We start from the raw sequence: 22,009 nt of genomic DNA on the forward strand, positions 1-22,009 counted from the left end.
TGTTGCACCATCATTATCCCGAACCGTCAAACGGAAATTATATATTCCATCAACCAAACCCGACAAGGAAGCTGATGCCTGGGTAGCATTGCCAATCGTTGCTGTATTGGGACCTGATACCTGTGTCCACTGATACGATGCTATCGTTCCATCTGCATCGGATGAGCCAGTCCCATTCAAAGTAGCTGTGCTCGTCGGCAAAGTAATGGTGATATTGTTACCTGCATTTGCCACCGGAGCCTGGTTCACAACTGGGGCCGGGTTAACTGTTACAGTTACCTCATCCGTGTCTGTTGCACCATCATTATCCCGAACCGTCAAACGGAAATTATATATTCCATCAACCAAACCCGACAAGGAAGCTGATGCCTGGGTAGCATTGCCAATCGTTGCTGTATTGGGACCTGATACCTGTGTCCATTGATACGATGCTATCGTTCCATCTGCATCAGATGAGCCAGTTCCATTTAAGGTAGCTGTGCTCGTTGGCAATGTAATCGTAATGGCATTACCGGCATCCGCCACAGGTGCCTGGTTAACTACCGGTGCCGGGTTAACTATTACAGTCACATCATCGGTGTCTGTTGCACCATCATTATCCCGAACCGTCAAACGGAAATTATAGGTTCCTGCTATCAAACCCGACAAAGAAGCCGATGCCGAAGTAGCATTGCCAATCGTTGCTGTATTGGGACCTGATACCTGTGTCCATTGATACGATGCTATCGTTCCATCCGCATCAGATGAACCAGTTCCATTCAAGGTAGCGGTGCTCGTTGGTAAAGTAATCGTAATGTCATTGCCAGCATTAGCAACAGGCGCCTGATTCGGTGCCGGTTGACTGTTAGATACATTTAAAACAACCCAATCTGCATCCGCAGCGCCTTCTGCATCGTATGCTTCCAATCTGAAAGTATAAGTTCCGTTTATAAGTCCACTAAGGCTAACATCACTTGAGCTGGCATTTGCTAAGGTCGCATTGCCGGGACCCGATACCTGCACCCACCGATAAGTATTTCCACCGGAACCTGATAAAGTGGTGGTAGTGGTTGTAACTGTTTTGTCCTCACCTGCATCGGCTGTAGGTCTGGGCAACCATGGTGGCATTTCATTCACCTGCACAGTTACCACAAATTCCCTTGACTGTTCACGAACCTGCCACAACTCATCTTCGGTAACACAAGTAATCAATTGTTCCGGAAAATTCATTGATGCAAGACTTTGTCCGCTGGAGTTGAGGCCATCCCAGGTAATGGGACCGCAATTTCCACCATCCCAGAAAGGATTATTGAAACCATCCTTATGTGTCCAGGTAGATTTATTCCCTTCAACGGTTATTTGCGAGCAGGATGCCCCCTGTTGCGCCCAAACGTAGATACCGACATTTGTCCAGGGTCTGCGTTCGGAGTAAACAGAATTATTTAGCAGCTTAATGTTATTACCACCTGCAATCCCGATTCCATAGTTGCCGGGAAATACGAGTTTATTGTTTTCAACAATTACATAACCACCGTCAAAATCTCCACTCATTAAACCGCCACCAGAAGGACTCGGGCCACCTCCTCTGAACAGGTTATCTTTCACCAGTACAGGGCTTCCGGAAGTACCGTTTGAACGATACATATTAACGAGATCCTCCGCATATGATTCGCCCCGAAAACATTCACCGCGATTTCCACTTACACTATTGCCACTTCCGGTAACTGAATTGAATTGAACAAATTGCCCTCTGGGAAAAGGCCCCTGGGCATTGATAAATTGATTGTTATTGACTTTTATTCCAGAGCAGGAGGTAGCGTATACACCCGATTTATTATTCGCGAAGAAACAATTCTCAATAGTGACATTACTACAATTTTCAAGCTCTACACCAATTCCTTTTGAAACGCCGAAATAGCAATTACGGATCGTAATATTATTCCCATTAAAAATCGTGATATTATTTCCATTCATATTTGTGAAGGAAAGATTTTCAATCACAAAATTTGATTGGCCATTATAAGTTCGGGGAGCGCTGGCAGGAAGCTTTAGATAATTAGTCTGCGAAAAAGAAACCTGACAACAAAATACACAGACAAGCGCAGCCACATAGTTTCGGATGACGTTACCTACGGTAACGTAGTTTTTCGTAGGGTACATACGTATAAGATATTGGATTATAATAGGTTCTAATGTGAATTTAATCAAAGTATATGCCAATTGCAAACAAAATCCTAAGGAAGTTTTGTTTTGTTGTGTGAAATCAATCCATGGCAAAATTTATATGAGAAAGCCCTTAGCGTTTTGACGAAGTAGAATTTTAGAGTCCTGCATATTCTGTTTAAATTCTTTTTTTTGAATTAATAGTATAATGCCAATTTTATTTTTATTTTTACCCATATGATCGCAATCAAGATCCTGTGATTAACTGCTAATCAGAGTTTTTACACTCTTTTGACTCCACTACTCCCAGCTAAAACCGCATAGTTTTTTTAATTCCGAGCAATTATTTATTATTATGAAAACTCTTGCGCCAGTAGTGCTTTTCTGCTATAAGCGGCTAGATACTCTCAAGCTTACGATCGAAAATCTCCAACAAAATTTTCTTGCGTCTGAAAGTGAATTATTCATTTTTTCGGATGCTGCGAAGACGAAAGCTGATGAGCCGCTGGTTTCAGAGATCCGCCATTACCTGAAGACACTTGAAGGTTTTAAAAAGGTAACCATCACAGAAGCTGCTGAAAACAAAGGGTTGGCCAAATCCATCATTGGCGGAGTCACGGATATGCTGAATAAATATGACAAGATCATTGTGCTGGAAGATGACCTCGTTACCAGTCGGAATTTCCTTGTTTATATGAATGAAGGATTAAATTACTACGAGAATAATCCCAAAATATTTTCGGTTGCAGGTTTTAGTACGCCTGTCAGGGGCCTGAAAAAGAATACGGTTTTTTTTACAAAACGTTCAGATTCATGTGGCTGGGGTACCTGGAAGAGCAGGTGGGAAAAAATTGACTGGGAGGTAAAGGATTATTCCTCGTTTATGAAGGATAAGTCAGCGCAACGAAAATTCAATGAAATGGGCTCAGATATGACTGGTTTATTGAAAAAACAACGGGAAGGCAAAATAAATTCCTGGGCCATAAGATGGTGTTTCCACCAGTTCAAACACGACCTGTATTCCGTTCATCCCGCCGTTTCAAAAATTCAAAACGTTGGGTTCGATTCCTCACATGCAACCCATACAAAAGAAAAGTTCAATCGGTTTTACACGCATCTTGACAACGACCCGACTTTATCAACAGATTTTTCTGTTCCGGTCAAAATAGACAAAAAGATCATTAATCAATTTACCCGACCCTATAAAATTTATAACAGGGCCTGGTACAAAATTGTAAATGCTGTATTATCAAAAATTTAATTTCTATTTTCACCGATTATTAACCCCTTAAAAGTAGTAGTATAAAGAATTGACAATATGGCTGAATGTGCGATAATAACGACAAGTTGGGATGATGGACATCCATTGGATTTTAAAATTGCCGAGTTATTGGACAAATACAAACTGCCGGGAACATTTTATATTCCAAAAAATAATGCTGAAAATAGAGTGATGGATGAAGGTAGTATACAGGCATTGGCAAAAAGATTTGAAATTGGGGGACACACATTAAATCATTTGACTGCGGAGGAAATTGATCTGAAAACCTGGAAAGTTGAAGTAGAAGCATGTTACAACTGGCTTTCAAACATAACCGGAGAATACCCTACTAGCTTCTGTTTTCCAAAAGGTAAGTACAACAAAGGGGCGGCTGATGTAGTTTTCAAGACTGGATTTAAGTTAGCCCGGACAACTGAGCTGATGAATTTAACAACAGGGACAGACAGAATAATTCCGACTACTATTCAAGTTTATGAACATTCAAAGGTAACTTACTTCAAACATCTTCTAAAGAGAAGAAGATTCAACAATCTCTTTTTATGGATGCAGGGAAATTGTCAAACAGACATTGAACGCCTGGCAGACAAATACCTTGAAGAGTCGATTGCAAAAAATGGGTGCCTGCATATATGGGGGCATTCCTGGGAAATAGAAAATAAAGGCCTTTGGAAAAAGATGGAAAATGTCTTCAAAAAGATTTCTGGCATCCCTGAAATAAAATATGTTTCCAACAAACATCTTATCCAATTTTCGTAATCGTTAGTTTTTCCAATCTTTTTTGAAAAACATCGCTTTTACAAACAACTAAAAGCTATTCGCAACCGGAACCTATCAAAAGAAAATTGTTTAATGAGACCAAAAATACTGTTCATATTACACCTGCCGCCGCCTGTACATGGCGCCGCCCTGATGGGCGACTATATAAAAAAGAACAAAAGAATCAATGAAACTTTTGAAAATAGCTTTTTGAATCTTTCAGCTTCAAAAAGTATAGATACGATTGGTAAAGCAAGTTCAAAAAAAGCTCTGTTTCTCGTTCAGCTCATCTATTCTACCATTAAATCTCTTATTCGCACCAGGTATGCGGTATGTTATGTCACATTGACCAGCAAAGGCGTTGCTTTCTACAAGGATTTTTTGATTGTGACTATTTTGAAAATTTTCCGCAAAAAAATTCTACTTCATTTCCATAATAAAGGCGTTGCCGAGGGTAGTAAGAGTAATAAAATCAACCGGTTTCTTTATCAGTTTGTGCTGGGTGGAAAAAAAACAAGGATCATCCTTTTATCACCTTTCTTGTATTCTGACATCAGCCAATATGTAGAACCTGCACGGATCTTTTATTGTGCCAATGGCATACCAGAAAGTAACAACACACCTGCGATAAAAGTAAAGCAGAGCCGCACCCGCCTTCTTTTTCTATCCAACATGATGGTGGCTAAGGGAGTGTTCACTCTTTTGGAAACATGCTTGCAATTAAAGAAAAAAAATATCGATTTTGAATGTCATTTTGTTGGAGATTGGCTGGACATTACCGAAAATATGTTTACCGAAAAAGTAAATCAACTTGAATTGGGTGAAATTGTTACTGCCCACGGGAAAAAATACGGAATCGAAAAAAACAAATTTTACCAGGATGCAGATATTTTTGTCTTGCCTTCGTTTGACGAAACCTTCAGCCTGGTGTTACTTGAAGCCATGCAATTTGGATTGCCGGTTGTCGCTAGTGCTATAGGGGGTATTCCGGATATTGTTGTCGATAATGTAACCGGCTTTCTCGTTCCACGGCAAGATGCCAGTGCCCTGAGTGAAAAGCTCATCACTTTAATAAACAATCATGAATTACGTACATCTATGGGTATTGCAGCAAAAAAAAGGTTTGAGGAGAATTTTACGATGGACAAATTTGAAAGTAGATTTTTAAACATTTTAAACCAGGTTGCAGAGGCTGCTTAAATTCGCAGCGATTTACGGACAGAACAGTTACTGTTTCAATTAAACCTTACCAAATTTAGTATTGCTGTAATATTTGTACCTCGCTTACTTACTACGAAACACTAAATAATATGAAAACAATACCAACCATCAATGTATTAGGTTATGAGGTGTTTAATTCCACGCTTGACAAAATTTCATATGACCAAAAAACATTACTTAATACTTTTAGCCCAAACTCTTACGGTCTTGCAACAAAAGATAAGGCTCTTGAAAAAGCACTAAAAGGAACAGATATTCTTGTTTTAGATGGAGTCGGTATTGCCATGGGATCGATACTGTTGCATGGAAAGAATATCAGGAAAATTGCCGGACAGGATTGTTTCGATTATTTTGTTGCAGAAGCAAATAAAAATAAACAGAAAGTCTTTTTTATGGGTTCCTCAGAGGCTACGCTGTCAAAAATTATTGCCCGGTTAAAAAAAGAATACCCTGACATTAGCGCTTCTTCTTACTCCCCTCCTTTTAAGTCTGAATTCACACAGGAGGATAATAATAAAATTATTGATGCCATAAATGCATTCGAACCCGATATTCTTTTTGTAGGGCTCACAGCTCCCAAGCAGGAGAAATGGGCCTATGAACACAAAGACCGCATTAATGCCAGGATCATTTCTACAATTGGAAACGTATTTGACTGGTATGCCGGCAATAGTTCAAGACCGGCTAAAATATGGATAAAACTAAGGCTCGAATGGCTGGTAAGAATTTTCTTACGGCCTGAAATCTTCAAACGAAACACGGGTAATCAACTAAAATTTGTAAGGGACCTTCTATTGCATATTACTTATATAAAAAGAATTAAAGATTAAACTATGTTAAAAGTCGCATTGATTGGAGCCGGTAAGATGGGAATTTCTCATTTGTCAATTTTAGGAGCATCCCCTGAAGTAGAGGTAGTGGGTGTTTGTGATACATCAAAAATGGTAAATGATTTTTTATCCAAATACGGGAATTTTAATTGCTTTACTGATTATAAAAAAATGATTGCTGAAGTGAGGCCTGATGCGGTGGTTGTGGCCGTACCCACAAAGTTTCACTACACAGTTATAAAAGATTTACTGGAAAACGGTATTCATGTTTTTGCCGAAAAACCTTTTTGCCTGACCGTACCCGAAGGAAAAGAATTGGTAGAACTGGCAGCGAAAAAAAATCTCGTTACACAAGTTGGCTATCACAATAAATTCATTGGCACCTTCCGGGAAGTAAAGAAGATAGTCGACAGTGGTGTTCTAGGCGACGTATATCACTTCGTTGCCGAATCGTACGGCCCGGTTGTAACAAGAAAAAAACAGGATACCTGGCGTTCCGACCCATCAGAAGGTGGTGGCTGCTTGCTCGACTATGCCTCTCATGTAATTGACCTGATAAACGACATACTTTCTCCTGTGAAAGCTTCAAAAGGCACACTCTTGAAATCAATTTACTCAAACCAGGTGGAAGATGCGGTTTATTCCCTGTTAGAGCTGTCATCCGGCGTCACCGGGGTACTCTCTGTAAATTGGAGCGACGATACTTACAGAAAAATGTCGACTTCCATTACTATAGCAGGAACAAAGGGAAAGATTATTTCTGATGCTAACGAATTGAAAGTTTACTTAAAAGGCGATGCCCAATTAAATGGCTATTCAAAAGGTTGGAATGTAAAATACATCACGGAACTAACCGAAGAGGTAGACTTCTATTTACGGGGAGAAGAATACTCTGCACAGTTAGACTATTTTATCCAGGCGGTTCAGAAAAAGAAACCGAATACCATCAACACCTTTGCCAGTGCACACAATACAGATTACGCCATTTCAATATTAAAAAAAAGTTCAACTACTATATAATGGAAAAAATTCTTTTTGGAGATAATCAATTCTTTGCCGTTAACCATATTTCAGACGAAAAATCAAGGGCGCAGTCCATTCGCTTTAAAACAGATGAAGCCATTATAAAAACGCTGAATGATGCAAGAAATGAAGGAATCAATACTTTCATGTGCACCACCCACGACAGGATCGCTAATATTTGTGATATCATCCGGAAACAACCGGAAAACTACCAGGGCTTTAAAATTTATCCCTGTATGCCTTATGCTCATAAGTACGCTAACGCCGTTACTGAGTTGGGCATAGCCGGTACACTTAAACAGTATGTGCCTGGCAATTTTTTTGGATCTCTATTTAAAGGAGGGGTTGCCTATTTATCAAAAGATTATATGGCAATCATGGAACTGCTGATCGATTCGGAAATGAAAATGTTCAAAGGAATAGACACCCCCGTTATTTTCTTACAAAACGTGATCACAGATTTGCTTTTGGGATTAAGGGCGGGAGAAGTTTTTGTTGCCTTCTATAAATATATTCAGAAAAAATATAACGCAGAGGCGGGTTTTATCACGATGAATATGCCAAAGCTGCTGGATGTATTAGAAAAAGGAGGAATTAAAAATCCTATTATTTGTTCATCCATTAATAAAGCTGGTTTCCGGATGTCAGGCGGTAAAGAAATCTATGAAAAAACCTTAAAGGCAAGAGAGTTAAGAGCCATTGCAATGCAGGTATTAGGCGGCGGCGCTATTTCCCCGAGAGAAGCAATCGAATATGTTAGTAACTTGCCGAATATTGAATCGATTTTGTTTGGAGCCTCCTCTAAGGGTAATATTCATGAAACGGCATCACTCATCCGTCATTATGATCAAAAGCGTTTATCGGCTTAATATTTAGAGCGCAGTCCATTTAAAAAGTATCCTATCGTAATCCTGTTTATATTTCGAAGATTTGTATGAATGCCAATGAAATTGAAAAACTAAGTGTAGTTGGAATGCATTCAAAAAAAATACAATGAACCATAGACTTACAAATTTACTACGGATAACTTTTATTGTATTAGACTTAGTTGTATTGAACCTGGTATTCCTGATCTGCCAGTATGTTTTTGCAGACGCCATTCAATCCAATAAGATCCAATACACCTACTTATGGTTTTTTTCTAATGTAGCCTGGTCCGTTGGAAGTTGGGGCACCCGTATTTATCACGATGCCTACATTTATTCCTTCGAAAGGTTTTCGAAGCGAACCATGTCGGCTTATGCATATTTTCTTGCATTGGTGATGCTCTACCTCTTCTTTTATAAAGAGGCGGATATTTCACGTTTATTCCTGGTCAGTATTCTTTCTTCCTTTGCCATTAGCTTGTTGATTAACCGGTTTATGCACCTGGCCATGCAACAATATTTTCAAAGCAAGGATCATATTGTTCGAAAAGTGATGATCATTGGCTATAATGACAGGGCAAAAAAATTGGCGACCTATCTTGAACAGGAGCCTCTTAAAACCGAAGTTGTGGGTTTTTGTGAAGAAGAAGAAAATGTAAATGAACTCTCGGTTTATCCCATTGTAGGAAGCATCAGTGATGCCATCGAAGCATCCAAACAATATAAAGTCACTGAGATATTTTCCACCATTGCTCCTGAGCAGCAATCAGGGATTTACAGGTTAATTAATGAAGCAGACCAGGCTTGTATCCGTTTTAGAATTGTTCCCGACTTCAATCATTTTATTCGTAAACCAGTCCATCTTGACTATCTAAAAGACATCCCGGTTTTGTCACTACGCAAAGAGCCACTGGATGACGTGGGTAATCGCATAAAAAAAAGGTTTTATGATGTTGTGGCAAGTTCACTGGTAATCCTATTTATTTTATCCTGGTTGATCCCTATTGTCGGTCTTTTAATCTGGCTGGAATCAAGAGGACCTATATTTTTTACCCAACAAAGAAGCGGTAAAGGCGGTAAGGCATTTAATTGCTTGAAGTTTAGAAGCATGAAGGTGAACAAAGAATCCAATGAAAAGCAAGCCACTAAAAATGATGACCGTATTACCCGGCTTGGAAGCTTTTTAAGAAAATCGAGCCTTGATGAAATGCCACAATTTCTGAATGTATTTATGGGTGATATGAGCATTGTTGGCCCCAGACCGCATATGCTGAAACACACTGACGATTATTCGAAGCTACTGAATCGCTATATGGTTCGACATTTTCTAAAACCCGGCATAACAGGTTGGGCACAAATTCACGGCTATCGCGGCGAAATAAAACATATGCAGGATATCAACAACCGGGTTGAATACGACCTCTGGTATCTCGAAAACTGGAGCCTTTGGCTCGATACCCGCATTATATTGATGACTGCCTTTAATATGGCGAAAGGAGAAAAGAACGCTTATTAATAACATTTTGTTATCTGCAGCGAACTTAGAATGATATTTGCTAAGGTGTAACCAACAATCACTTTTATTAGTTATATCTTAGGTCTGGTGAAAAAAAATACTTTCCTTTTTATTTCTGCCTTTTACTCAAGTTTATTGTCAGCCCAGGTTAATAGCCGTGGCGCTGAAAAACTTATCCCGAAAGTTTCCCTTGTTACGCACAAGTTAGGTGGCACTGAGGTCAGGCTAAAAATGCTGCAATATGGCCCTGCTTCCCATTATGTTTTTATCAACCTCCATGACGATGAGAACACTTCTGTTGAGGGAGTGTCAAGTACATTAGAAAATTCCGGAGGTACTTTGATAACGATTGAAAATAACGGCAAGCGAAATATTCAATTCAGGCATCGTGGAAAAAATTATTCCATTGACCCAAACCGGATATTTTCAAGAACAGGTATTAGAAAAACATTGGCACAATCGGGAAAAGCAAACTCAAAACTAGTGGATGAAGTAGAGAGCTTTGCTTCCCATATTTTAAAATTAATACCTGGCGAAACAAGATTTGTGATTGCATTGCACAACAATACTAACGGAAATTTATCCGTGACTGAATATTTGCCCGGTAACAAAAGAGAAAAGGATGCTAAAAAAGTGTTTGTTGCAACCGGCCAGGATACTGATGATTTTTTCTTAACCACCGACAGCCTCTTCTTTCAGTATTTATCTGCCAGGCATTTCAATGCTGTGCTGCAGGACGATATAAATGTTGAGCAAGACGGGTCACTAAGTGTATATTTTGCCGGCAAAAATATTTCTTACCTGAATTGCGAAACTGAACATGGAAGGGTTGCACAAAATGAAAGAATGATAGCCGCGGCTTTGAAATATATTACTGCAAAAAATTAGAACGAACTTACCTTTCAACAACCTGCAACACGACAAATTCCTGTTCCATGTTCAATGAATGCTCGTACAGTCTTTTAATAAATGATTGACCCCATTTTGCATAATAATAGAGCATGTTTTCACGGCGTTCCTGCAGCCCTTTATTGGGAAACAAAGCCATCTTGATCTTTTCGACCTGGCGTTGCTGATCAGAAAATTTTCTTTTTTCAGCCCTAAGCATTTTCTTTTCCAGTTCTTTCAACCGGTGCAGCGTTATTGTTTTTAAAGATTCAACATGCCTCCCGAGAGTGACGTCAATTGATGCTGCCTGGTCCTTTATTGCTTCGTATAATCTTTCAGTATCCGTCAATGTTCCATTCAGCCGGAGCTTTTTATCAGAATCCCGTCTTACCAATTTATTGACCAAATCCTGTTCAGGCAAAAAAAGATCTTCAATTGTAAGCTGAAGCCTCTCAACTTTTTCCTTCCATTTATCTTCAATGATCAGAAAAGAATTTCTTAAAACTTGTACAGGGTATGGAACCTTGTAGTGATCAAACAAATCTTTTAATTCCAGCCAGTAAGACAACTCTCCCCCTCCGCCGATAAATGCCACTCCCGGCAAAATAGTTTCCTGGTACAAGCCACGGAGGATTACGTTAGGACTAAATCTTTCGGGGTGATTCTTCAGCTCCCGGAGCAATTGGTCCTTTGTGAAAGACATTTTGGTATTCAATACATCGTAACGATCATTCTTAAACTCAATTCTCTCACGAATATCATCTTGCAGGTAAAATAAATTAATATCCCTCGGATGTGCCTGCACTTTATAAAGCTCTCCTAACTTCGAAGAAGTGTTTTCAACAATGGCTGATGCTGTTTGACGCAATAAGTCGTCTTCGAAAACATCAATCATCTGTCGTTTTAAATTTGCATTGTCAGGCAACAATACTACCAGGCCGTATTTGGCGAATAATGCATTGATAATTTTAAAAGTCGCAGTTTGTATATCATCGTGCTGAGAATAACTATTTCGCAGCAACTCAACGGTCTCCTTTCCATGTGACAATACGGCCAGCTGACCTTCAATCTTATCTATTAACTGCAGAAAATCTTTGTCAACCTTCATCCGGCCAACTGCTCCCTTTTGTTTTGTATTCCAAACAATTTTCTCACCATCCAGGCTGATGTTATTCAACTCATCCAGGTCCGCATCTTCCGACCCAATGTAGTATACGGGAACAAACTTGTGCCCGGGTAAAGCCTGCGTCAGATGATCGGCCAGTTTAATGGCATGAATAATTTTATAAATAAAGTATAACGGCCCCGTAAAAATATTATTCTGATGTGCTGTTGTTATAACAAAAGTGTCACTGGACAACAGGCTGTCGATATTTTTTCTAACTGCTTCAGCCGCTTCTACAACTTCATACTGTTTTCTTAGTTCCTGTACCAGCAACTCACGGTTTGTTGCAAACTTTTTTCTCGATTCGATAGCTTTTTTTATTCCATCTAATGTTGGAGGATGTGCTGTAAAAGAAGCCAATTTTTCTGAATGGTCAACATAATCCTGTACGAGTTTAGTAAAAGCCCCGGTCTGGCGATAAGATAGTCGTGTAGATATACAGTCCATATTGCTATAAAAGTAAGAAGTTGGTAAAACGCTGCCTACCTCTCAACAAATTTTTAACGATTTCGTTCAAATCCGGCACTCAAAACACAAAATTTTGTATTCATTCAGTGTGTTTGCAGCTAAGATAGATCACCGGAACAGCAAGCCATTTAAAAATCTTTAAAACATTTGTAAATTCGTAACACAAGCTTGCACATGGAAACCTACGGTAAAATACTCCTATTTGCCATGCCTGCCTTCCTGGCCCTGGTGTTATTTGAAAAATGGTATGGCGTCTACAAAGGAAAAGATACGGTCCGTAATCTCGATATGATCAGCAGCCTGAGCAGCGGGATTACCAATGTGACAAAAGATGTGATTGGTCTTTCCTTTATCGTTCTGTCCTATCCGTTTTTATTAAAACACCTGTCACTTACCCAAATACCAAATAAGGTGATCGTTTATATCATTGCCTTCTTTGCTTTGGATTTTGCCGGTTATTGGGTTCATCGCCTGCAGCACGTCACCAATTTCTTTTGGAATGGACATATCGTTCACCATAGCAGCGAGGAATTCAACCTTGCCTGTGCCTTACGACAAAGTATATCATCAATTGTAAAGACCTTTGCTATTTTCCTTTTACCTGCTGCTTTATTCGGGGTTCCTGCTGAAGTAATAAATGTAGTGGCTCCCCTTCATTTATTTGCTCAATTCTGGTACCACACCCAGCACATTAATAAGATGGGCTTTTTAGAAAAAATTATTGTAACCCCTTCGCATCACCGGGTGCATCATGCCATCAACCCGGAATATATTGACAAAAACTACGGCCAGATTTTTATTTTTTGGGATAAATGGTTTGGCACTTACCAGGAGGAATTGCCAAACATCCCTCCTGTATACGGCATTACAAGACCCGTCAGAACATGGAACCCTATTAAAATAAATTTTCAGCATTTCTGGTTATTGTTGAAAGATGCGTGGCGAACCCATAGCTGGAAAGATAAATTTACCCTATGGTTCAAGCCAACTGGTTATCGTCCGGCTGACATGATCGAAAAATATCCTGTTTACAAAATTGAAGATGTGTACAATTTTGAAAAGTATGACACCCGGACATCATTTGCCTTTAATACATGGTGCTGGATTCAATTGCTCATGATACTTTTCTTCATCAGCTATTTGTTCGGGAATATTGCAACTATCAATCAATTGGATGAAACTTATATTTTCTGGTATACAGGCTTTATTTTTCTAAGTGTGTATGCACTTACAGACCTGATGGACAGGAATAATTACGCTATAGTTTTTGATATTCTTCGTTGCGGACTTGCTTTATTATTCCTGTATGAGCAACAGGACTGGTTTGGAACAAATGATTATTCGGGGTCCATTAAATATTTTCTCGCTGCCTATTTTATTGCTTCTTTTTTGATCAACTGCTGGTTTGCGTGGAGCCACAGCAAAGAAGATCATTCGCTGGCAATAAGTTCATAAATTTTATAAGCGGGGAATCAGGAAGATGTTTTGATCTTTTCTTTTGTCAATTCATTATTGACTGTTCGCCAGATCTGTAATGGGTTCTCGTTTTTTAGTTCGTCCGGTAACCTGTCATTGGTCCAGTTTTGAAACACTACGGGCCTTACAAAGCGTTTTATTCCATCTGCTCCCACTGATGTGAAACGGGAGTCTGTGGTAGCAGGGAACGGTCCACCATGATGCATGCTGAGGCAAACCTCCACACCAGTTGGAACATTGTTTAAAATAAACCGGCCGCAAATACTTTTTATTTCTTCCACTATCAGTTCGTGTTTGGATAGATCTGCTGATGTTGCCATTAATGTCGCAGTCAATTGTCCTTCCAGGTGTTTGACTACGTCTGCCATTTCATCGGCATCTTTACAACGAATAACCAATGAATAAGGACCGAATACCTCCTGGTGCAAAACCGGGTTGTTCAAAAATGCTTCGCCGGTCGCTGAAGCAATAGTTGGAGCGGCTTCGTTGAGTTGCGGATCTTTCTCCGAAACGGCAATCGTTTCTACATTTTCCTGGGATAAAGCATTGCCCCGTCTTTCCACATAATTTTTATAGATACCCGGATGCAACATCGTGCCGGGTGAAACCTGCTTTATTGCTTCACCAAGCTGTTGAATAAAATGTTGAAGACCGTCACTTTCTATGCCAATAATTAAACCCGGGTTAGTGCAAAACTGGCCAACTCCCAGCGTAATAGATGACGCATATAGGACAGCCAATTCCTTTGCTGACTCTCGTAATTTTTGTGGAAATACAAAAACCGGGTTGACACTTCCCATTTCGGCAAAAACAGGGATGGGTTTTGGACGTTGGTTGGCCCAGTCAAACAATTGTCTTCCCCCAAGATAAGAACCGGTGAACCCGACAGCCGCTGTGTGAGCATGTTCGACAAGTGCTTTACCTACTTCAAAACCCGCTCCATGCATATGAGCAAATATGCCTTTGGGCATGTTACAATCCTCAGCGGCTTTTAGGATCGCCTCTGCCACCCTTTCACTCGTCTGTGCATGAGCTGGGTGAGCCTTTACAACAACCGAACACCCGGCTGCAAAAGCACAAGCCGTATCGCCTCCCGCGGTTGAATAGGCAAAAGGAAAATTGCTTGCTCCAAAAACAACAACGGGCCCAAGCGGAACGACTGTTTTTCTCAGGTCCGGCTTTGGTGGTGTTTTATCAGGTATGGCGGTGTCTATTCTTACTTCCAGCCAATCACCCTTTTCACAGGCGTCGGCATAGCTGTTTAATTGAAAAATCGTTCTGGCTCTCTCCCCTCTAAGCCTTGCTTCGGGCAAGTTCGTTTCACTCATAGCAATTTGGATCAGTTCATCGCCAGCGGCCTCCACCTCTTTCGCTATCGCCCTCATAAAAGTGGCCCGTTGCTTCAGCGAATATTTGCGATACTCCTGAAAAGCCGTCCATGCCAGTTGCATGGCTTCATCGATCTCTGCTAATGTGGCGTCTTTAAACTCCATATTCATTTTTTTTATAAATCATTTTTAAGCAAATAAAGTTAGTAAGATTGTCGCACAGACACACGGCGACTAAAACACCAACTAAGGTTGTGCCAATTCAAAAAAAATACCCGCGAGGGGGTATTCTCTATACTAACTGAATGAATTTATTTTGGAACTGCAACCAAAGACACTTAAGATCTCAAAATAACAAACCATCGCAAACCGTCCCCACCGTCTGCCCCGCTGAAGCGGGGCTTTTATTATTGAAACCCTTCGGGTGGTCCTTTGGCGGGAGTGCCTGAAAATCATGAATATTTTATTTACTAAAATTTGTAACTTAACTTTTCTGATCGCAAGCCACCATTAAGGCTACTTGTAAAACCGGACCAGTTTTGAGTTCTACACGGGTTGTTTTCAGAAAAATTTAAGGCACTGAAATACTGAGAGGGGATAAAAAAAGCGACTTGCGCCGCTTTTAAAAAATTCACTACGGAATAATCCTTATTGTGATTTGCTTTCAAATTAGAAATTGAAGATAGTATCAAAATATTAAAAAGCATAAAATGAGTAAAAAAATTTTAGGCCTGGATTTAGGAACAAATAGTATTGGATGGGCATTGATAAAACTAGATTCTGAAAATAAAGATGGTAAAATCATAAACTTAGGCAGCCGTATTATCCCTTTAGGTGCAGAAGTATCCAACTTTGAACAGGGAAACCCGCAAACTAAAAATGCAGACAGACGGATGGCAAGAAGCATCCGACGGATGGGCAAACGATACAAAGCCAGAAGAAACAAACTGCTCTATATACTTTATCAAACAGGTTTGCTGCCAGACCAGTTTCAGTTTTCGGCCCCATTCGATAATCCATTAGCAATTCAAAAGATAAACCTACTGCCCATTCGAAAAAATAGCAACCAGCTAACGGCCGTTGAATTAATGCGGCTAAAAGTAAAAGCCCTGACTGAATCAATAGGATTAAAAGAAATTGGCCGGTTAATTTTTAATTACAACCAGTTAAGGGGCTATTCCGGTGGCGGAGAGGATGAGGAAGAACAAAAAGAAGAAACAAATGAAAGCAATAGTGAGGATGCAGATTTTTTGAAGTACGAAAAGATCATAAAGCAGGTAAAAATAATAAACGATCCTGTAAAGCAGGAGGGGAAGAAAAAGGGCAAAGAATATTTTATCGCAGAAGTTGAACTCGATGGTGAAATCCTGAAAGGAGAAACAGTTTTGAATACCTTAAAAAAAGATGACGAAATTGAATTACAAATAATAACCAGAAGAGATAAAAAAGGGAACGTCACTTCTATAAATTTTTCAATTCCAGTAAAGACCAACTGGCGTAAATCAATGGAGGAACTGGAAGAGGAACTGGATAAACTTTCTGACGAAAAAGGATCTGAAGCCTATTTATGTGAATATTTTTCGAAAAAACTTTCTGACAAGAATTATAAAATTCGAAATAAAGTAATCCTGCGAAAACGTTACGAGGCAGAGTTTGACGCTATTTGGCAATCACAGATTAAACTAAATCCGGAATTCAGACAAATAGTGGAAAACCAGCAACTGCTGAATACAGTTGCCTCTTTTATTTTTCCAGGCAATAATCCTGACCATAAACAGGCGGATTACAGAAATCGCACCATTGAAAAAGGATTGAAGTATCTAATAAAGGAACAAGTAATTTATTACCAACGGGAACTTAAGGACCAGTCAGATTTGATTGGTTTTTGTCGCTATGAAAAAAGTGAAAGAGTAATTCCTAAAAGCCACCCCCCATTTCAGGAGTTTAAAATCTGGGAACAGATCAACAAGCTCTCCATTAATACCAAGATTCAGAAGGGAATAAAAAAGAATGGTGAACCAAAATATGAATACAATGACGTTCCTTTAGCAACAAGTTACAAACAATGGCTTTTTGACGAGTTCCAAAAGAAAAAAGAAATATCAGGTAAGGGATTTTATGTCAAGCTTGAAAAAGAAGGCACTATAATAAAAAATGAAACTTTTTTAAATGGGATACATAAAGATGCCAAACTTAAAGGAAATGAAACCCTTCTTTTTTTAAAAGCGCAGCTTAAGGAATGGTTTGAAAAACTTAAACTGAATGAATCAAAAAATCTTATAGAGTTTTGGGAAATCCTCTATAACGCAAAGGGTAACGAATACGACCTCAATAGCGAACGGTGTAAAAAAATAAGAACTTTCATTGAAAGTAAAACCGGAATTATTGAAAATATTGATAAGCTGGTTATCCGGTTTGCCAAAATAAAGTTTGCCCGGAACTATGCTTCCTTATCGCTAAAAGCAATTATAAATCTATTGCCTTTATTAAGGACCGGTGATTATTTCGACCCTTCTTTGCCTCATAGTATCCATTCCACCATAGTCAAAATACTAAATGAAAAACAGGAGGACCCCTTTTTAAAATCTGTTCAGGAAATACTGGATAACTACCAGCATATTTTTTTAGCTGATGGAGGAATGCAGTCCAGCTACGCAGCCATACTGGTGTATGGGAAACACACGGCTGAAACTTATACAGGCGATGATATTAAGAGCTATGCGGAGATAAAACAAATTCCACGGGGAGAATTAAGAAATCCTTTAGCCGAACAATTAATAAATGAAACCCTCAAGATGTTGGCAGCTATCTGGAAGCAGCATGGTGAAAAGCCTGATGAAGTACATATTGAACTGGCAAGAGAATTGAAGAACAGTGCCGACGAGAGAAAAAAAATATATGACGCAAATAATAATAACAGGAAAATTAATGAGCGGGTAAAACAAAGGTTAAGAGAGTTAAATAAGGAAACTTCGTTAGGCAATATTGAGCGATACAGACTTTGGAGCTTGCAAGCCTCTGAACCCTTTCCCACTCCGGAAAAAGCCAGTGAACCCACAGCCGGAGAAATAGAAAAAATGCGTCTTTGGGAAGATCAGAAATGTATTTCCCCTTACACTGGTCAGCCAATACCGCTTAGCCAATTGTTTGATAAAGGCCTTTATGACATTGACCACATTATTCCCAAATCAAGATATTTTGACGATTCTCTTACTAATAAAGTGGTTTGTGAGCGGAGTGTCAACATAGATAAAGGTAACAGGACAGCATGGGAATATTTCGAAGCAGGCTCTGTGACGGAAAAATTGCTTTCAAAAGAACATTTCACCAGTCATGTCAATCAAAACTTTTTTGGCAAGAAAAGAAAAAACCTACTGGCTACCAAAATTCCTCAGGACCCTGTGGCCAGACAATTAAAAGACACCCAATACATAGCTACAAGGGTAAGGGAAGAAATCTCAAAAATAGTTGGCAGCGATAATGTAAAAACAACCACCGGAAGTATTACAGATTATTTAAGGCATAACTGGGGACTAACAGATAAATTCAAAGGCCTTACATCAGAACGTTTCAATAACGCAAGACAGCTTTTAAAAAACGAAGAGAAAAGAAATGAATTAAAATGGAGCAAACGGATTGACCACCGGCACCATGCAATGGATGCTCTAATTGTTGCCTGTACCCAACCGGCACACATACACCGGCTGAATAACCTGAACAAGGAACTGCAGGATTGGCTTTCAAAAAACAAAGAAAAAGTTTCAAAAGATTTTGCCGGTACAGATGAGGAGTTGATGGAAGAATTTTTAAACCTTGCCAAAGACAAGAGAGAGTCGTTGTTAGAAGAAATAAAAGGGTTCCGGAATTTTGAGCAGCCATGGAAAAGTTTCTCCGTTGATTCAAAAGCCGCTTTGGAAAAAATCATCGTTTCCCACAAACCAAAAGAGAAATTGCTGATTCAAAAAGCAGAAAAAGGCAAAGACGCAAACAAAAAAGATGTGCTACGCATCAGGGGTAAATTACATGATGCCACGCTATATGGTTTAAGCCAAGGCAAAGAATCTTACCGGATAAAACTCAGTAAGCTGGCAGGCAAACAATTTGCTACAGAGAAAACAATTGAAAAAATTATTGACCCTCTGATAAAGGAAGCACTGAAGAATCACTTGGAGAAATATAAGGGTAATAAAACTGAGGCATTTTCAGCAGAAGGCATTAATGATCTAAATAAAGAAAGAAAAGTTCCTATTTATGGATTTAAGATATTCTACAAAGATCAATCGGAAAAACTGAGCCTCAAGCAACTTGCAACAAAAAAGGCAACTCCGGAATTTTTCAATGAAGTACTTTCCAGGATGATTGATGAAGATTTAAAAAATAAAATCATTTCTCATGTTGATGCATCAGGCGGTTACAAGGAAGCCTTTTCTGAACAAGGCATTAAACAGTTTAATAAGAAGCTGGAAGAAGAAATTCATACAAGGCATCCCGGGAAAAAATTCAGGCCGGTAACATCTGTTAAAATAGAGCCTCTTGAAGATAAAACAAGTGAGGAAGAGATCGATTTATCATTATTGCCACTGGAAAGGAAAAGCAGCTATAATAAAAATCTTCTAATAGCAACTGGAAGCAATTACGCATTTGCTGTTTTAGAGAAAGATGGAAACAGACATTATGACGAAATAAGTTTTTTTGACGCCGCTAAAATTGTCAACGAAGCATTCAAAAAGGGAGATAAAAACATTAGTCGTGTAATGGCTCGTCATTTTGAAGTCAAAAACCATGGTTCAACACTCTTGTTTCTGCTGAAACAAAACGATATGGTTTACCTGCCGGATGAGGGAGAAGCGATAATTATGGATGAGGGGAACTCCGGTTATACTACATTCTGGAATGATAAAAAAAGCAGGTCTCCTAAAATCTACACTGTTGTAAAATTTAGTGGGAATGAAATTTACTTTCTCAAACATGATATTGCACAGGTGCTAATTAATAAAATTGAATTTGGTAGTCAAAATTGCTACCAAAATATAAATGGCAATTCGATAAAAAATAGTTGCATTAAATTGCTAGTTGATCGTCTTGGCAATATTCAGCCGTTTAAGCGTATTAACAATGACAATTCACGATCATCATTTCAAAAGATTAAAATAATGCCGACATCAGAACAAGACAGGAATGAAATATTGCAAAAGCCCGAAGCCGGCCTTAACATTTCCGATATAATGTCATAGCGGTTTACTGAAACTCAAAATCACCATTCTATGATTAAAGCGGACGCCATATTCCGGCAAACTGTCTTGCGTATTACATTTACTGCCTCCGCAAAACAATAAACTATCTTTTGACGTTATGCCTGTAATCAATTCTCCACGCATAGGTGTTTGTGCCTACGAAGGTGATACTATTGATACAAAAAGGGATGGGGCATTCGTGAAACGATGATTTCAATTATGCAATTCTGGCAGTCCCGGCATTACACAAGATGTATTACACATTTTGTGTAATGATGGAAAGGCCACAGACTAAAACAGGAACTGTGCCGTTATAGAATAACAACCCACTATCCCATGATAAAACGGACGCTTTATTTTGGCAACCCGGCTTATCTGAAAACCGCCAATGAACAACTGGTGATAGAAATGCATGACAGCGGTGAAACCAAAACCGCCCCGATAGAAGATATCGGGTTGCTTATTTTAGACCACCAGCAGATCACCATCACCCAGGCTTTAATGGCAAAGCTGCTGGCCAATAACACGGCAGTGATCACCTGCGATCATACCCACCACCCTACCGGTATGTGGTTGAGCCTCGACGGGCACACCCTGCAAAGCCAAAAATTCCAGGCACAGATAGAAGCTACTGTCCCGCTTAAGAAACAATTGTGGCAACAAACCGTAACCGCCAAAATAGAAAACCAGGCGGCCTTATTAACCATACAAAGGGAAGAAAACAAATTGCTACTCACCTATGCCCGTGAGGTAAAAAGCGGCGATAGCGAAAACCATGAGGCCAAAGCAGCGGCTTACTACTGGAAAAGAATCTTTCCTGATTTTTTGGAGTTCAGAAGGGAACGTTATGGACCGCCACCCAATAATTTATTGAATTATGGTTATGCGATTTTAAGAGCCCTCGTGGCAAGAAGCCTGACAGCATCGGGCATGTTGCCTACCTTGGGCATCCATCACCGCAACCAATACAATGCCTATTGCCTCGCCGACGATATTATGGAGCCTTACCGGCCTTTTGTGGACAGGATCGTCTGCCAGATCATAAGGGGTAACGGAAAGTTTTTGGAAATGACACCGAATATGAAAAAAGCATTGCTGGAATTGCCGGCGACTGATGTAATGATAGAAGGACAAAAAAGCCCGCTGATGAATGCCGTGCAAAGAACAACAGCTTCACTGGCTAAGTGTTTTGAAGGGAAGAGCAGAAAGGTGATGTACCCGGTGATGGAATGAGGGAATGTCTGAACCGGGATTTGTGCAGATTGTATGGATTTGGAGGATAACTCTGGACCGCTGAAATTTCTTAGAATGTTTGAAAGATTCAATGCCTATAGAATAATGTGGGTACTCGTATTTTTTGACCTGCCTACGGAAACCAAAAAGGACCGGAAGATCTATGCCAAATTCCGTAAGGATATCATGGCGGATGGGTTCAATATGTTCCAGTTCAGCATTTACCTGCGGCACTGCGCCAGCCGGGAAAATGCCGATGTACATATCAAAAGGGTCAAAACCATCTTACCGCCAAAAGGACATGTAGGCATTATGTGCATAACGGATAAGCAGTTCGGGATGATGGAGATCTTTAGAGGCAAGGAAGCTGTGGAAACACCCGACACGGTGCAGCAATTAGAACTTTTTTAGTGCTGTTTCCGGCTCCGAAGGAGTAACCGGTTTATAGATAGTCACCACACCGTTAGGCCGGCTCCATCGGAGCCACCCGTTAATCCAGGAATTCAAATAAATATTTTTCTTCAAAAGGAATTTCAAATTTTTGTAAGAGATTATGATACTCCTCTTTGAAAGTGCTCTTT

Annotated in this window: 15 protein-coding genes; 12 read left to right on the forward strand and 3 right to left on the reverse strand. The window is 39.6% G+C overall.

What is annotated here, in order from left to right; translation table 11 throughout:
* A partial coding sequence (locus P2W73_RS13785) for a PKD domain-containing protein (protein ID WP_276502643.1) occupies nt 1-2,139 on the reverse strand: 2,139 nt, incomplete at its 3' end.
* Nucleotides 2,140-2,497: 358 nt separating this feature from the next.
* Between P2W73_RS13785 and P2W73_RS13790 the strand changes: the two genes are divergently transcribed.
* From P2W73_RS13790 to P2W73_RS13825, 8 genes are all read left to right on the forward strand, one after another.
* A complete protein-coding gene (locus P2W73_RS13790; RefSeq protein ID WP_276502644.1) occupies nt 2,498-3,403 on the forward strand; it encodes a glycosyltransferase family protein in 906 nt (301 codons plus the stop codon).
* Between the two features lie 57 nt (nt 3,404-3,460).
* Entirely contained in the window at nt 3,461-4,180 is a 720-nt protein-coding gene (locus P2W73_RS13795) for a polysaccharide deacetylase family protein (protein WP_276502645.1), read from the forward strand.
* A gap of 93 nt (nt 4,181-4,273) precedes the next feature.
* Nucleotides 4,274-5,380: a glycosyltransferase family 4 protein gene (locus tag P2W73_RS13800; RefSeq protein WP_276502646.1), complete on the forward strand. Its 1,107-nt coding sequence runs from the start codon at nt 4,274-4,276 to the stop codon at nt 5,378-5,380.
* A gap of 110 nt (nt 5,381-5,490) precedes the next feature.
* A complete protein-coding gene (locus P2W73_RS13805; protein ID WP_276502647.1) occupies nt 5,491-6,231 on the forward strand; it encodes a WecB/TagA/CpsF family glycosyltransferase in 741 nt (246 codons plus the stop codon).
* A 3-nt stretch (nt 6,232-6,234) separates the two neighbouring features.
* Nucleotides 6,235-7,251, forward strand: coding sequence for a Gfo/Idh/MocA family protein (locus P2W73_RS13810; RefSeq protein WP_276502648.1), 1,017 nt, complete (start codon nt 6,235-6,237; stop codon nt 7,249-7,251).
* Nucleotides 7,251-8,123: an aldo-keto reductase family protein gene (locus P2W73_RS13815; protein ID WP_276502649.1), complete on the forward strand. Its 873-nt coding sequence runs from the start codon at nt 7,251-7,253 to the stop codon at nt 8,121-8,123. The genes P2W73_RS13810 and P2W73_RS13815 overlap by 1 nt, the downstream gene beginning before the upstream one ends.
* A gap of 124 nt (nt 8,124-8,247) precedes the next feature.
* A complete protein-coding gene (locus P2W73_RS13820; protein WP_276502650.1) occupies nt 8,248-9,636 on the forward strand; it encodes an undecaprenyl-phosphate glucose phosphotransferase in 1,389 nt (462 codons plus the stop codon).
* An 87-nt stretch (nt 9,637-9,723) separates the two neighbouring features.
* A complete protein-coding gene (locus tag P2W73_RS13825; RefSeq protein ID WP_276502651.1) occupies nt 9,724-10,524 on the forward strand; it encodes a hypothetical protein in 801 nt (266 codons plus the stop codon).
* Nucleotides 10,525-10,531: 7 nt separating this feature from the next.
* Here P2W73_RS13825 and bshC read toward each other — a convergent pair whose 3' ends face one another.
* On the reverse strand, nt 10,532-12,136 hold the full coding sequence (bshC, locus tag P2W73_RS13830; protein ID WP_276502652.1) for a bacillithiol biosynthesis cysteine-adding enzyme BshC: 1,605 nt from the start codon (nt 12,134-12,136) through the stop codon (nt 10,532-10,534).
* A 195-nt stretch (nt 12,137-12,331) separates the two neighbouring features.
* Between bshC and P2W73_RS13835 the strand changes: the two genes are divergently transcribed.
* On the forward strand, nt 12,332-13,612 hold the full coding sequence (locus tag P2W73_RS13835; protein WP_276502653.1) for a sterol desaturase family protein: 1,281 nt from the start codon (nt 12,332-12,334) through the stop codon (nt 13,610-13,612).
* Nucleotides 13,613-13,629: 17 nt separating this feature from the next.
* Here P2W73_RS13835 and P2W73_RS13840 read toward each other — a convergent pair whose 3' ends face one another.
* Nucleotides 13,630-15,126, reverse strand: coding sequence for an aldehyde dehydrogenase (NADP(+)) (locus tag P2W73_RS13840; RefSeq protein ID WP_276502654.1), 1,497 nt, complete (start codon nt 15,124-15,126; stop codon nt 13,630-13,632).
* 545 nt (nt 15,127-15,671) lie between these two features.
* On the opposite strand from P2W73_RS13840, the gene cas9 reads away from it, so the two are divergent.
* The 3 genes from cas9 to cas2 all read left to right on the forward strand — a co-directional run bounded on the left by cas9 (nt 15,672) and on the right by cas2 (nt 21,839).
* Nucleotides 15,672-20,195: a type II CRISPR RNA-guided endonuclease Cas9 gene (gene cas9 / locus P2W73_RS13845; RefSeq protein ID WP_276502655.1), complete on the forward strand. Its 4,524-nt coding sequence runs from the start codon at nt 15,672-15,674 to the stop codon at nt 20,193-20,195.
* 336 nt (nt 20,196-20,531) lie between these two features.
* Nucleotides 20,532-21,428: a type II CRISPR-associated endonuclease Cas1 gene (cas1, locus tag P2W73_RS13850; RefSeq protein WP_276502656.1), complete on the forward strand. Its 897-nt coding sequence runs from the start codon at nt 20,532-20,534 to the stop codon at nt 21,426-21,428.
* Nucleotides 21,429-21,503: 75 nt separating this feature from the next.
* Nucleotides 21,504-21,839 carry a CRISPR-associated endonuclease Cas2 gene (gene cas2, locus P2W73_RS13855; RefSeq protein WP_276502657.1) on the forward strand — a complete coding sequence of 112 codons (336 nt, stop codon included), beginning with the start codon at nt 21,504-21,506 and terminating at the stop codon, nt 21,837-21,839.
* Nucleotides 21,840-22,009 lie beyond the last annotated feature (170 nt).

Origin of the sequence: Terrimonas pollutisoli (assembly GCF_029360765.1) — a bacterium.
GTDB classification, from domain to species: Bacteria; Bacteroidota; Bacteroidia; order Chitinophagales; family Chitinophagaceae; genus Terrimonas_B; species Terrimonas_B pollutisoli.